This is a genomic window from Aeromicrobium sp. UC242_57 (assembly GCF_044452305.1).
In the GTDB taxonomy this organism is placed as follows: domain Bacteria; phylum Actinomycetota; class Actinomycetes; order Propionibacteriales; family Nocardioidaceae; genus Aeromicrobium.
The window spans coordinates 480956-494247 of record NZ_JBIOAM010000005.1; the positions used below are offsets into that span (position 1 = coordinate 480956).

The 13292-nt window shown below is 66.2% G+C and carries 14 protein-coding genes and 3 pseudogenes; 2 read left to right on the forward strand and 15 right to left on the reverse strand.

Going from position 1 to position 13292, the window contains the following annotated elements:
• Window positions 1–79: 79 nt before the first annotated feature.
• Window positions 80–358 carry a CoA transferase gene (locus ACHMWU_RS24470; RefSeq protein WP_396047940.1) on the forward strand — a complete coding sequence of 93 codons (279 nt, stop codon included), beginning with the start codon at window positions 80–82 and terminating at the stop codon, window positions 356–358.
• On the opposite strand, the gene ACHMWU_RS24475 is transcribed toward ACHMWU_RS24470, so the two are convergent.
• A complete protein-coding gene (locus ACHMWU_RS24475; RefSeq protein WP_396047942.1) occupies window positions 332–730 on the reverse strand; it encodes a hypothetical protein in 399 nt (132 codons plus the stop codon). The genes ACHMWU_RS24470 and ACHMWU_RS24475 overlap by 27 nt on opposite strands.
• A gap of 110 nt (window positions 731–840) precedes the next feature.
• Between ACHMWU_RS24475 and ACHMWU_RS24480 the strand changes: the two genes are divergently transcribed.
• Window positions 841–984, forward strand: coding sequence for a hypothetical protein (locus ACHMWU_RS24480; protein ID WP_396047944.1), 144 nt, complete (start codon window positions 841–843; stop codon window positions 982–984).
• A 73-nt stretch (window positions 985–1057) separates the two neighbouring features.
• Here the strand turns inward: ACHMWU_RS24480 and ACHMWU_RS24485 are convergent, their stop codons facing one another.
• The 14 genes and pseudogenes from ACHMWU_RS24485 to ACHMWU_RS24550 all read right to left on the reverse strand — a co-directional run bounded on the left by ACHMWU_RS24485 (window position 1058) and on the right by ACHMWU_RS24550 (window position 13287).
• Window positions 1058–1795, reverse strand: a complete 738-nt coding sequence (locus ACHMWU_RS24485; RefSeq protein WP_396047945.1) for a helix-turn-helix domain-containing protein — start codon at window positions 1793–1795, stop codon at window positions 1058–1060.
• A gap of 90 nt (window positions 1796–1885) precedes the next feature.
• Window positions 1886–3001 (reverse strand): MFS transporter, encoded by a 1116-nt coding sequence (locus tag ACHMWU_RS24490; protein WP_396049203.1) that lies wholly within the window; start codon window positions 2999–3001, stop codon window positions 1886–1888.
• 22 nt (window positions 3002–3023) lie between these two features.
• A pseudogene (locus ACHMWU_RS24495) lies at window positions 3024–3302 on the reverse strand (MFS transporter); the annotation flags it as partial.
• Between the two features lie 42 nt (window positions 3303–3344).
• Window positions 3345–3560 carry a TetR-like C-terminal domain-containing protein gene (locus tag ACHMWU_RS24500; RefSeq protein ID WP_396047947.1) on the reverse strand — a complete coding sequence of 72 codons (216 nt, stop codon included), beginning with the start codon at window positions 3558–3560 and terminating at the stop codon, window positions 3345–3347.
• Window positions 3479–3976, reverse strand: a complete 498-nt coding sequence (locus ACHMWU_RS24505) for a helix-turn-helix domain-containing protein (protein WP_396047949.1) — start codon at window positions 3974–3976, stop codon at window positions 3479–3481. The genes ACHMWU_RS24500 and ACHMWU_RS24505 overlap by 82 nt, the downstream gene beginning before the upstream one ends.
• Before the next feature lie 147 nt (window positions 3977–4123).
• Complete coding sequence (locus ACHMWU_RS24510) at window positions 4124–5653, reverse strand: long-chain fatty acid--CoA ligase (RefSeq protein WP_396047951.1); 1530 nt, start codon at window positions 5651–5653, stop codon at window positions 4124–4126.
• A gap of 72 nt (window positions 5654–5725) precedes the next feature.
• Window positions 5726–6418, reverse strand: coding sequence for a LysR substrate-binding domain-containing protein (locus tag ACHMWU_RS24515; RefSeq protein WP_396049204.1), 693 nt, complete (start codon window positions 6416–6418; stop codon window positions 5726–5728).
• Between the two features lie 68 nt (window positions 6419–6486).
• A pseudogene (locus ACHMWU_RS24520) lies at window positions 6487–6792 on the reverse strand (LysR family transcriptional regulator); the annotation flags it as partial.
• A gap of 22 nt (window positions 6793–6814) precedes the next feature.
• Entirely contained in the window at window positions 6815–8848 is a 2034-nt protein-coding gene (locus tag ACHMWU_RS24525; RefSeq protein ID WP_396047953.1) for a hypothetical protein, read from the reverse strand.
• Window positions 8849–9140: 292 nt separating this feature from the next.
• A pseudogene (locus ACHMWU_RS24530) lies at window positions 9141–10388 on the reverse strand (ATP-binding cassette domain-containing protein); the annotation flags it as partial.
• 128 nt (window positions 10389–10516) lie between these two features.
• A complete protein-coding gene (locus tag ACHMWU_RS24535; protein WP_396047955.1) occupies window positions 10517–11014 on the reverse strand; it encodes a substrate-binding domain-containing protein in 498 nt (165 codons plus the stop codon).
• 739 nt (window positions 11015–11753) lie between these two features.
• Complete coding sequence (locus ACHMWU_RS24540; RefSeq protein WP_396047957.1) at window positions 11754–12521, reverse strand: SDR family NAD(P)-dependent oxidoreductase; 768 nt, start codon at window positions 12519–12521, stop codon at window positions 11754–11756.
• Entirely contained in the window at window positions 12518–12637 is a 120-nt protein-coding gene (locus ACHMWU_RS24545) for an SDR family oxidoreductase (RefSeq protein ID WP_396049205.1), read from the reverse strand. The genes ACHMWU_RS24540 and ACHMWU_RS24545 overlap by 4 nt, the downstream gene beginning before the upstream one ends.
• A gap of 5 nt (window positions 12638–12642) precedes the next feature.
• Window positions 12643–13287 carry an SDR family NAD(P)-dependent oxidoreductase gene (locus ACHMWU_RS24550; protein WP_396047959.1) on the reverse strand — a complete coding sequence of 215 codons (645 nt, stop codon included), beginning with the start codon at window positions 13285–13287 and terminating at the stop codon, window positions 12643–12645.
• Window positions 13288–13292: the final 5 nt, after the last annotated feature.

Here is a 13292-nt window from a genome sequence, read left to right on the forward strand (position 1 = left end):
CCAGCGGGCTGCCACCTCACTCCTTGGTGGCAGCCCGTTGGTGTGTTCGCGGCTCGACGGGCTCGGCCTCACCGGTCGGGTGCCCGATCGCGATGACCGGGCGCGGTGTCCGGCCCTTCGCGACTGCCTGGCCACACAGTTCGCGTCCCGCACCGAGAAAGAGTGGACCGAGGTCTTCGAGTCGACCGATGCGGGCGGGCCGCCTGTCGTGACGATTGACGAGGCCGCCAGCCACCCGCACCTCGTGGCACGGGCGGTGGTTGTCCAGGCTGGGCGGATCAGGGCTAACGTTCCCTGCACCTCGGACTCTGAGCATCCGAACAGTGAGCCGTCAGTCGAGTTCTGCGGCCTGTTCTAGCTGGTGCAGAGCGCTGTCGGCACCCTCGATGTTCATCGTCGCGGTCTCGCCTCGACACTCCAGCAACATCAACCGAAGGCGTTGCCTGTCCTTCTTGGTCAACTCTGTTTCCCGAAAGTCACGGCCAGAGATGAGCGACGCAAGGGTGATGAAGTCAGAGCTGTGGCGCCTGCTTGCGCGATCGAACGGGATCTCGGTGCGCGCCGCCGCTTTCCCGACCAAGGCCGCAATCAGGTTGGGACGCAGCACCACGCCGATGCGCCCTCCGACGGAGACCTCGACGGCCTCTGTCCGATTTAGCGCCTGAGTCGTACCCGGCGCCGAAATTGTTCCGCGCGCCTCCGGCACCAGGGCGCTGACGAGCACGCTCACCCACGCCTTCAGGAATGAGGACGTCGATCTGCGCGAGGTCGCGCTTCCAACGATGCTGCACACCTTCGCCGGATATGGCTGGCCTAAATCCCATCGCTATGAGTTCTCCGGTGAACTTCTCGAGCATGGACGGCGAGGTCCGGATGTCGACCACGGCGTCGATGTCGTTGGTCGATCTGGTTCGGCAGCACCCCGCGCTCGGCGCAATGCAGGTGGACCAGCTGACCACCAATGAGCGCCCAGCCCGAGCCTAGACGTTCATACAGGTCCATGAGCGCATGCCAGGACTGCACTTGCGGTGCCGGCATCACCGGCAGTTCGACAGGATCAATCATTGGTAGCGTCCTTCACGCCGGACCGTGAATGAAGTTGAGCGATTGCCTTCATCGCTTCATCCTTCTCTCGCACGCCGACGTGCTCGGACAAGTCTGCGGCCCGAATCAACAGCGACTCGGCCACACCATCCAGCACCGCATCATCCACGTCGATGTCGACGACGTGCAAGATGACATTCGCCCGATGCCGATCGGCTGGCGCCAGCAAGTAGTCCCTCACAAGACCATCAAAGTCGCTGCCTCTGACATAGCCCTCGACCAACTGACCGGCGGAGATGTTCGAGCCAGGAAGCGAGACTCCCGAGAGCCGCAGCCGCTCGTCTTCACGCATATCGGGCAGGTCTCGAACCGACGCGACGAACAGTGCACGGCGCGCCCGGTTGCCCATCGCGACTGCCAAGGTGGCCGACGCCGAGTCGAGTTCGTTAGTAGATCCCAGAGCCATCAGAGCCCGCAACCGGGTGCGTGCGCGCGACCGCTCCGATGGGCTCAATTGAGCAAGCGCCGCCTGATCGTCGGATGCCACAGCAGCCAGGGCCCACGCGGACCGCGCCGACAACGGCCGTCCAGCCGCCCTCCGATACCTGACCAGCTCAAGATCAGCTTCGTCGATCGCCCACTGACTTCCGATGCGTTCTGCTGGAAGCGAGCCCACTCGAATGCGCTGGTGAATCCGCTGAGGGTGGACGCCGAGCAGCGCCGCTGCCTCCGTCACGCTCAGCCGACCCACACTGACCACCTCACCTCTACCTGTCACGCCGTTGCCTTAATTCTATAAGCCTTTATAGAATTAAGGCAACGGAGTCGACCCGCTACCGGATCAGTCGGCGAGCACCGGAGCGGCGACCCCGGTCGGCGGGGCAACCTTGTTGACGCGGATGAGCGCCAACGACGCGATCAGGGCCAGCACCGTCACCACGATCGCCGCCTGGAACGCCTGCTGCTGACCGGCCACGAAGATGTCGGCCTGCCCGGCTGCGGTGCCTGCACGGCTACCGAGCTCGGTAGCGCGATCAGCTGCCGCATGTGCGAACACCGTGCCGAACGCCGCGAGACCGATCGCGCCGCCGACCTGCTGGCCGGTGCTGAGCAGCGCCGAGGCGAGCCCCGTCTCATGAGGAGCGACACCGTTGACGGCGGTCATGGTCAGCGGCACGAAGCTGCAGCCCATGCCCACACCGAGCAGCAGGATCGATCCCAGGAACGGCCAGTAGCTGCTGTTCGCGTCGAGCTGGGTGAACGCGACCATCGCGGCGATCGCGAGGATCGGACCCGCGGTCAGGAACGGACGGATGCCGATCTTCGGGATCAGCGGTCGGACCACGACGATCGACATGAACATGATCAGCGCAGGCATGGGCAGGAAGCCGAGGCCCGTGCGGATGGGGCTCCATCCGTGCACGTTCTGCAGGTACTGCGCCATGAAGTAGAAGGTCGTGAAGAGCGCCGCCGCGAGGAACAGCATGATCAGGTAGGTGCCGGTGCGGTTGCGGTTGGCGAAGATCCGGAACGGCATCAGCGGGCTCTCCGAGAAGTGCTCGATGATGACGAAGGCGATCAGCAGCACCGCAGCGGCAACGAGGGAGATGACGGTAGTCGTGGATCCCCAGCCGTCACTGGCGGCCTCGGTCAGTCCGTACACCAATGCCGACATGCCAGCCGTGACAGTGACCGCGCCGGGCAGGTCGAGCTTGGTGCCGGAGCCCTGCGACTCGTGGAGCACACGCGGCGCCAGGAACAGCACGATCGCACCGATCGGGACGTTGATGAACAGCGCCCAGCGCCAGCTGGCGTAGTCGGTCAGCACGCCGCCGACGAGCAGGCCGAGCGCGCCGCCCGATGCCGCCATCGCGGCGAAGACACCGAAGGCACGAGCACGTGCCGCAGGCTCGGTGAACGTCGTGGCCAGCAGCGCGAGCGCCGTGGGGGCCGCGATCGCGCCGCCAAGCTCCCTGTGCGGCGCGAGCGATGATCAGCATCGCCTCGCCGTTGGCCAGTCCTCCCACGAGGGAGGCCACCGCGAAGATCGCGATGCCGATCATGAACATGCGACGGCGACCGAAGAAGTCGCCGGTGCGTCCACCGAAGAGCAGGAGCCCACCGAAGGTGAGCGAGTAGGCCGTGACGACCCAGGTGAGGTTCTCGAGCGAGAAGTTGAGGTCTTCGCGGATGCTTGGCAGCGCGACGTTCACCACTGTCGCGTCGAGCACGACCATGAGCTGCGCAACGCAGATCACGGCAAGGGCGAGTCCCGCCGTTGCGGGTTGTCTGAGGGGATGTCAAGGGGTGTCTTTCGTCGTGTCCAAGAGGGATCGTGCGGGGTGGCCGAGCACCGGGAGCAGCACGCCGCCCACGATCTGCTGGGCATAGGCGAGGCCGGCGGGTTGGCCGGTCATGAGTGCGCGCTGCAGCATCAGCGACGGCACGAGGCTTGCGGCCATGGGAACGTCGACGGCCGGACCGACCTCACCACGGTCTCGCGCGCGTTCGAGCATCTCGGTGATGCGCGCGATGCGCGGTTCGGTGAAGCGGGTCCGGAACGCCTGGAGCAGCGAGGTTCACGCGGGAGGGCCGAGCAGATGCTCACCATGACTTGCTGCAGCTGTTGCGTGCGCGGGCTGCACGCCGCAGCGACCATCAGGTCGATGTCGCCCTCGAGGGTGCCAGTGTCGATGGTGCCCATGCCCGGCTTGAGGGATGACATGGCGTCGATGACCAGCTCGGCCTTGCTGCTCCACCGACGGTAGACGGTTGCTTTGCCTACGCCTGCTGCGGTGGCAACGCCTTCCATCGACAAACGGTCGTAGCCCTCGCGCACGAGGACGTCGATCGCAGCGTCGATGATCACCTCGTCGCGACTCGGGTCGCGGGGTCGGCCACGCTGGGGCTCATCGGTGATGTCGGTTTCCACGTCGGGAAGCGTAACACGATACGGAACGGGTTCGTATCGTATTCTTCTAAGCTCATCACTCTGCCGTGACGGCTGACAAATACCAGCGGATCCACCTCGCTGGCGGTGGAATTTGAACTCAGGGCCTCGCCTACAGAAACATGGCCTTCAAAGGAAGCGTGCATTGACCACCGTCACCCCTTCGGCTGCTCCGCCGCGCGCATCGTCCTGACCTCGCGCCGCAGGATCTTCCCGGTCGGCCCCTTGGGCAAGCTCGCTCACCACGTCGACGAGTCGCGGGTACTTGTAGGCCGCGACCCGTTCCTTGACGAACGTCCGGATCTCGTCGGGGGTCGTCGAGAAGCCAGCCTTGAGCGCCACGGTTGCCGACACCTCTTCACCGAGCTCGGCATGGGGCACGCCCACGACGGCAGCTTCGGCGACCGCCGCGTGCTCGTAGAGCACCTCTTCGATCTCGCGGGGGTAGACGTTGTATCCGCCGCGCAAGATCAGGTCCTTCTTGCGGTCTACGATCGAGTAGTAACCATCAGCATCTTTGATGCCGACGTCACCGCTGCGGAACCAACCATCAGGGATGGCCTCGGCTGTGGCGTCGGGCCGGTTCCAGTAGCCCTTCATGATGTTGACTCCGCTGATGGCGATCTCGCCCCGTTCTCCAACGGGAACCTCTTTGCCATGGGCGTCGATCACGCGCATCGAGCAACCGTCGATCTCAAAGCCGACTGTCCCGGCCTTGCGTTCACGTCCTGGCTGGTTGAAGCAGGCCACCGGCGACGTCTCCGACAGGCCGTAGCCCTCGAAGATCTCGCAGGAGAACGTCTTCTCGAACTCGTGCAAGATCTCCACGGGCATCGCCGACCCACCGGTGATGCAGGTACGCAGCGAGGAGAGATCGGCCGAACCGGCATCCGGGTGATGCAGCATCGCGGAGTACATCGTCGGCACGCCCTCGAACACGGTGACGCTGTCTCGTTCGACGACCTCCAGAGCCTTTCCGCCGTCGAATCGAGGAATCATCGTCAGGCAGGCTCCCACCGTGACTGCAGCGTTGAGCCCGCAGGACAGCCCGAAGCAGTGGAACAGCGGCAGGCACCCCATGATGACGTCGGTCTCGTCGATCTGGATCAACGTCTCGGCGACCGTCCGCGCATTGCTGTCGAGGTTGCGATGGGTGAGCTCAGCGCCCTTGGGCCGCCCTGTCGTGCCCGAGGTGTACAAGATCACCGCGGTGTCGTCATCGGCAAGGGCAACGACCGGCACCTCCACTAGCGCGACGACGGGCGCCTCGATCAACGGTTCCAGCACAACCAGTGCGACGTCATGGCGTGACGCTCCCGCTTCGAGGTCGTCGCTGCCGGGATTAGTCACCGCAACGCTCGCTCCGCTGTCGACGAAGTAGTGGTCGATCTCGCGGCCCTTCAGCTGGGGGTTCATCGGGACGACAATCGCGCCGAGCATGAGTGCTCCGTAGAACGCGGCCGGGAACGCGGGGACGTTGGGCATCGACACCGCCACCCGGTCGCCACGGGAAACCCCGAGCTCACGGAGGGTGCCGGCCACGGCGTTCGCACAGGCGAGCAGGTCGGTGTAGGTCAGCACGTGGTCATCCATGCGGACCGCCACGTTGTCGCCGTGACGAGCGGCTGTGGCGATGAGATTGGAGGCGAGATTGGTCATAAAAGTCAGTCCTGTTCCGAGGGGCGGTCCACGGGACCACCGGGGCAAGAGGGATCGGGGGGATGCGAGGGGTCAGCTGCGGGGGCCGGCAGATGCGGCCACCCTGGCGTGACGTCGTGCGGCGGCAAGAAGACCGGCGATTCCCGGGTCGGTCGCCACCGACTCGCGATAGATCAGGCTCGTCGGGATGTACGACAGCGGCGAGACAGGCCGCCACGTGAACCCGGCAGGCCGCGACCGCAACGCTCCCTGAGCGGCCGGCGAGAACCCGCGGCCGCTCGCGACCAGCTCGAGCGAGGCCGCGTCGTCGAGGAAGAAGCCTCGCGCGAAAATGCCGAACTCGTGCACCTTGCCCGCCACGAAATGGCCCTCGAACATGCTGCGCACGTTGTCGTACATGACCGGGGAGTGGGGCCGCGGCCAGATCGTCAGAGTCTTGTCGGCCAGCATGTCGATCTCGATGACGTCCTGGTCAGCCAGTGGGTCGTCGGACGAGACGACGACACCGATCTGCAAGGTGCCGAGGTCGAGGATCTCGAGGTCTTCAGGCCTCCGCAGGGTATGGACGATGCCGGCCTGATAGGTGCCGTCTCGCACACCTTGGATCGCCTGCTCGGTCCAGCACTCCACCAGGGACACGCTGAAGTCGGGTGCCGCCGACAGAAACCTGTCGCGCACACCGACAGCCATGTCGACGAATGCCGGGGTGTAGGCGAGCCTGATGTGACCAGTCTCCCCGCCTCCCTCACGCTGGAGGTCACCCAACGCAGCTTCGATACCGTCCAGCATCCCCTCGCACCGACGTAGCAGCAGATCGCCGGCCGGGTGAGCGCCACTCGCCGGGTCGAACGGTCGAACAGCTGGCACCCAACGCTCACCTCGAGCTGCCGGATCTGCTGGCTGAGGGTCTGCTGCGCAACGTGAAGACGCACCGACGCTCGCGTGAAGTGCAGCTCGCGCGCCGTGACCACGAAGGCGTACAGATGGCGAACCTGGATCGTGGAGGCGGCCACCCGGGGAAGCCCGACATCAATCGGATCATCACCCTCGGGCGCAGTCACCACGGACCTCCTCACCGGCACGTGGATCATGCCGTGGGCACCGCGGCCGTCCTGAGGACGGCGGACGCCTTCCCACATAGTAGGCCTCACTGCGGATCACTCATAGCGAAATGACCTCGCGTTCGCGGACGTCGGATGAGCTCAGTCCGCTGCGGGCGTTGACCCATCCACGAGCCTTCGCACCACGCATCACCGACGGCGCCCCGACGATGGCGATCGCGAACAACAGACCGCCGGTCACGAGGTCCGAGGCGTACGCAGGCGCGGCGATGGCGGTCAGCGTCTCGCGCAGCAGCGCCAGAGAAAGCACGCCCACGAGTGTGCCGAGAGCAGTTCCCTGCCCGCCCGACAGCGCGACACCTCCGATCAGCACGGCGGTGACGGCGAAGACAAGACTGGAGAAACCGCCGTACGCCGGGCTGGCACTCGCGAGGCTGTAGCCCAGCAGGGCTCCCGGCACCACAGCGAGGACAGCCGCAATGACAAACGTGCCGGTGACCAGTCGAGTGACCCGGACCCCCGCGACCCGCGCAGCGCGGCGATCTCCACCGACGGCACGCAGATCGCGTCCCCATCGGGTGAACCGGAGTGCCGACCCGATGAGCACGAACGCAGCCAATGCGACGAGCGAACGCCACGACAGAACCGAGGCAATCGGATCGTCCAGGCGGAGACCGACGGCGAAGTTCTCGTACGGGATGCTCTCGTTGTTCGAGATCACCACGACCGCTCCACTCACGGCGATGAAAGACCCCAACGTCACCGAGACCGAGTTGAGCCGCCCCCGCGTCACGAGCAACCCGTTCACGAGTCCCACGGCAGCAGCCAGGACCACCGCGATCAGCACCCCGACGAGGGCCGATTCGCCACCGTACTTGACGGCGGCCATCGCACCGAGCCCGTAGACGGCCGCCAGCGAGATGTCGAACTCGCCGGCAATCATCAGCAGCGACAGGCCCAGTGCGAGCGTGCCGTACGTCGCGACCGTCTGCCCGATGTTGTAGACGTTCACCGAGCTGATCGGGTGGCCGGTGGCGGCAGGAATGATCAAGAAGCAGGCCAGGAACAAGGCGAGCAGGGCATAGGGCATCACGGTGGATGCCGTCGAGCCGCGCCGAACGACGAAGGTGGTCATCGTGCCTCCTCGGCCCGGCCGGTGGCCAGGACGAACGTCAGGACGAGCAGGCCGCTCGTCAGGAAGCTGGACCCCGGCGGAGTACCCGCGCAGGAGCAAGAGATCTGAGACGGTCGCGATCACGAGGACCCCGACCATCGTCCGGGCGATCGACCCGCGTCCTCCGACGATGGCCGTGCCGCCGACGACCGCGGCAGCGACCGCGTCGAACGTCAAGGTCGACTGGTCACCGATCGAGGCGGTGCCCAGAGCCGCAGCCTGCAGCAGTCCCGCGAACGCGACACACGCCCCGGCGATCGCGAAACCGATCACGATCGTCGCGGTCACCGGCAGCGAAGCCGCGTAGGCCGCGCGCCGGCTCTGACCCGTGAGGAAGAGGACCTGTCCCCACCGGGTACGGGTCATGAGCAGGTGCACGAGCACCGCGACGACTGCCAGCAAGTACCCGCCGAACGGGATGCCGAAGATCGTGTCGGCCAAGAAGTCGCCCGACGTCCCCCCGGCCGGCGCCTGGATGCTGCTGCCGTCGGTGAGCATCGTCGCCGCCGCGATCTGCAGCGAGCCGGCGCCGATCGTCACGATGATCGGATTGGCCTCCCACGCACCGATGACGAAACCTTGGAGCGCCTGCACGAGAGCCGCGGCGACGACCGCGATCACGAGCGCGACGACCACGCCCCGGTCGAGGGCTGCCAAGAAGATCATCCCGGTACCGGCGGCCGTCACGCTGAGCGACATCGAAAACAGGTTCCCGCCGATCATGATGATCGTGGCGCCAATGGCCGCGAAGCCGGTGATGACCATCGAGGCGATGATGGCGCGTCCGTTGTCGACGCTGGCGAAACCTTCGGTCGTCGCCATGCCGTAGACGAGCAGCACGCCGAGCACGGCCACCGCAGCCGCCATCCGAGGGTTGCGGGGACGCCACCGCTGCGGCTGCTTGTCCGACGGTGTCGCCGGCGGGGCAGCGGGCGTGGGCCGTTCGATCAGCTGAGACATGGAGGTCCTCCACGGAATCGGCCTTCGACATCTCGCGAAGGATCTCGTCGGGTGTGACGTCTGCCGTGACGTGCCTGGCCACGGTGTGACCGGACGCCATCGTGACGATGACGTCAGAGAGGTCGAAGACCTCGTCGAGCTCGGTCGACGCGAAGATCACGACGCAACCCGCAGCCGCCGCCCCCTTGAGCAGGAGGTGGATCTCAGACCGGCCGGCCACATCGACGCCACGCGTCGGCTCGTCCAACACGATGAGCCGAGGCTGCGCGAGGTCGAGCGATCGTCCGATGAGGACCTTCTGCTGGTTGCCTCCGCTGAGATCGCCGACAGCGGCCGCGATCTTGCTCGGATGGACGCCGACGACGCCGGCCAGCTCGTCAGCGAGCTTGCGCTGACGACGCCGGTTGACGATGCCAAGTCGGGACACCAGGGCGAGGCTCGACGCGGTCAGGTTGCGGCGAACCGTCTCACCCAAGAACAGGCCCTCGCCGCGGCGGTCTCCGGAGACGAAACGCACCCCGGCGTCGCGGGCTCGAGACGGGTTGCCCAAGGTGGACCGGTCGTCGACCTCGGCTCGGCCGCGGGCCTCCGGCACCAGACCTGCTAGCGCGCGGATGACGTCGTCGGCGCCCGACCCGACCTGCCCGGCGAGCCCCACGATCGTCCCAGACGTCACGTCGAGGTCGAAGGCTTCGAGCTGCCCGGGAATCTCGAGACCGGTCAGCTGCACCCGGAGGGGCGCGACCCCGGCGGGCAGCACCCGCTCACCGCTCGGTGCCGTCTGCACGACACCCGACTCACCCAGGATCAGCGACACCAGACGCGACCTGTCGAGCTGGCTCACGTCGTGCATGCCGCGGATCAATCCATCACCGAACACGATCACCCGGTCGCACAGGTCGAGCACCTCGCCGAGTCGGTGCGAGACGTACAGAACGCTCCTGCCTTGCGCTCGGACCTTGCGCACCGCGGCGAAGACGTGCTCGATCTCGGCGTTCGAGAGCGTTGCCGTCGGCTCGTCGAGGATCAGCAGCTGTGCGTCGCGGGCAATGACCCGACCGATCTCGACGAGCTGCCGCTCACCGATCCGCAGCTGGTGGAGCGGGGTGCTGGGGCTGAGATGGCCGAGACCGAGGTCATCCAGGATCTCGGTGACCCGTTGGGCTCGTGCACGCGCTCCGCCCAGCATCGCGACATCGCGATGCCCGAGGTACATGTTCTCCTCGATCGTGAGCTGGCCAACGAGCGACAGCTCCTGATCGACGATCGAAATGCCGGCGCGTTGGCCGTCGAGCGTCCCTGACAGCTGGACCAGCCGACCGTTGATCCGGGAGCTTCTCCCGCTCGTGGGCTGCTCGACACCGGTCAGGATCTTGACGAACGTGCTCTTGCCGGCCCCGTTCTGACCGCAGATGCCGACGACCTCGCCAGCCCCGATGCTGGCCGTGACGCCCTTCAGCGCCTGGACCGGACCGTAGGTCTTGACGACCTCGGTGGCCTGCACGAGCCGGCACCCCCGGTGCGGGGTGCTCGTGAGCACCCCGCACCGACAGCGGCTTGTTCTCGACGCTGATCATCAGTAGTCGCAGGCCTTGCCGACGGTGTCGAGGTTCTCTGCGGTAACCGTCGACTCCTTGGTGATCTGTGTCTTCTCCTGGTCCTCGCCCTTCAGCAGCTTGATGATCGCGTCTGCTGCGGCATTGGCCTCGTCGGCCGGACCCTCGGTGCCGGTGCCGTACTGCTCACCGGCCTTGATCTGCGCGAGACCGGCGGGCGAGCAGTTCGAGGATGAGATGACGATGCCCTTGTTGTCGACGCCGGCTTCTGGCCGGCCTGCTTGACCGCCTGGATCGAACCGGACGCCATGTAGTCGGCCTGCGCCCAGATGCCTTGGATGCCGCCCGACGAGGCGTTCTTCGCCAGCAGCTGCTGGGTGATCTTCTGGGTCTTCGCGGGGTCCCAGGCGCCATCTTCGGTCGCGACGATCTTGTACTCCGGCGACTTGGCCATCTCCTTCTCGAACGCCGCGCGAGTCAAGGTGACGATGCCCTGCGCCGCCGGTCCGGTGATGGCGATGATGTTGCCGCTCTCGTGACCGGCCTTCTTGAGGCCATCGACGAGGGTCTCGGCCGCAATGCGTCCCAGGTCATCGGTGCCGGCCAGCACCTCGACGGTGATTCCGGCTTCGGCTGCCTCAGGCAGACTTGCTGATGACGCTCACCACGGGGATCTTGGCGGCCTTGGCGCGCAAGATGCCGGGCACCGAGCCGTTGGGGTCCGACGGACCGACGACGAGCACGTCGGGCTTTTGCGCGATGAGCTCGATTGACGTGCTGCGAGTCGTCAGCCTGGTTGAACTCCGACGTGAGCGTGGTGACGTCGACGCCCTCGGCCTCGAGCCGTTCGGTCAGTGTCTTGATGTAGGCCGCGCACCAGGCGTTGCTCTCGGTGCAGAACTGGAATCCAACCTTCTTGCCCTGGAGCGAGCCGGACGCCGAGGCCTCGTCGGCGCCGGCATCAGAGGTGCTGCCACCACAGCCAGCGGCCGTGAGCGCCATCGCAGCCGTGACCGCGACGCTTCCGATCTTGAGACCAAGCTTCATGATGTCTTCCTTCTCAGTTGAGGTGCAGCCGAGATGCGAGCTGCGCCGGGAGGTGATGCCGTGCGTCCGCACCGACTCCCCGAGAGCCCGGTGACGAACGGCCGCGTGACCCGCGTCACAGAGACAGTAAGACCGTCGAGCCGCATTACTCCAACAGGTTTTGCGGAGGCATTGACCGTCGATCGTTGTAGATCCAGAGGTCACCTTTTGCTTGCAATCACAGGTCATTCCGGCGGCACTCCCGCGCGACGCACGACGAAGCGCGCGAAGAGCAGCGCTCGTCGCGCGCCCGTCCCCAGTACCTACTTGGCGGTGTAACCCCCGTCCACCAACAGCGCCGAGCCCGTCATGAAGCTCGACTGATCGCTGGCCAGAAACAGACCCACGGACACGACCTCTTCTGACGTGCCGAACCTGCCCGTCAGGTGACCGCTCGCCAGGTCGTCCCACACCGCAGCCGCCATGTCGTCAGGCATCGTGGCCACGAACTGCCGGGGCATCGGCGTGTCGATCGCGCCGGGGCAGATCGCGTTGACCCTGATATCAGGTGCCAGATCGATCGCGCATGTCTTGGTGAACAGCACCACGGCAGCCTTCGCAGCGCAGTAGGCAGCCATGCCAGCCTGTCCCGTGAGACCTCCGGCCGATGCGACGTTGACGATGGATCCGCCCGGCCCCATCAACGGCGCCAAGGCCTTCGTCATCAAGAAGGTGCCCTTCGCGATGACGTCGTGCACCCGGTCCCACTCTTCCTCGGTGATGTCGAGGACATGCTTGCCCAGCACGATGCCAGCATTGTTGTAGAGGACGTCGAGGCGACCGTGCCGTTCCCGCACGAGATCGGCAATACGCTGCCCCGTCTCCGCCTTCGACACGTCGCCCGCGACGAACGTCGCGTCATGCCCCGCGACGCGCAGCTCTGCCTCCCACTCCTTGCCTGACTCCTCGTGCAGGTCGGTGCCGATCAGCACGGCTCCGTTCTCACAGAACGTCCGGGACGCGACCCGTCCCATGCCGCCGGTGGCACCCGAGACGACAGTGATCTTGTCCTGCAGCAGCCCCGCGGTCATTGGGCGGTCCATCCGCCGTCGACGGTCAACGCCGCACCCGTGGTGTACGAGGCCCGGTCCGACAGCAGCCAGGCGACAGCCTCCCCGATCTCGTGCGGATCGCCGAGTCGTCCCATCGGGGTCAAGCTCGCGAGCATGTCGTAGATCGCCCCCGGGTTGTCGCCACCGCTTCCTCGGCCTGCCCCTGCACCATGGCCGTCCGGATAGCACCCGGGCAGACCGCGTTGACCCGAACACCACGTGCGGCGTTCTCGATCGCCGCAGCTTTCGTCAGTCCGATGACCGCATGCTTGGAAGCCACGTAGCCTGGCGCGTTGGGAAAGGCCACGAGCCCGAAGGTCGAGGCCGTGTTGACGATCGCGCCTTTGCCGAGCGGCAGCATGTGGGCGGCTGCAGCCTGCATGCTGGCGAGCACGCCACGGATGTTGACCCGGTAGACAGCGTCGAAACCGTCGAGCGGATACGAGGCCAGATCGGTGAGTGGTCCCCCGATGCCGGCGTTGTTGTGTGCACAGTCGAGCGTCCCGTAGGTCTGCACGGCCGCAGCGACCAGCGCACGAACCTGCGCCTCGTCGGTGACGTCGGTCCGGACGAACGTCGCCTCACCGCCGGCACCCTTGATGAGGTCGACAGTGTCCTGACCGCCCTGCTCGTCGACGTCCGAGACGACGACAGCCGCCCCCTCGCGAGCCATGACGCGCGACGTCTCGCGACCGATGCCCGAACCTGCTCCGGTGACGAGTGCCACCTTGTTCTCCAACAGCATGTGTT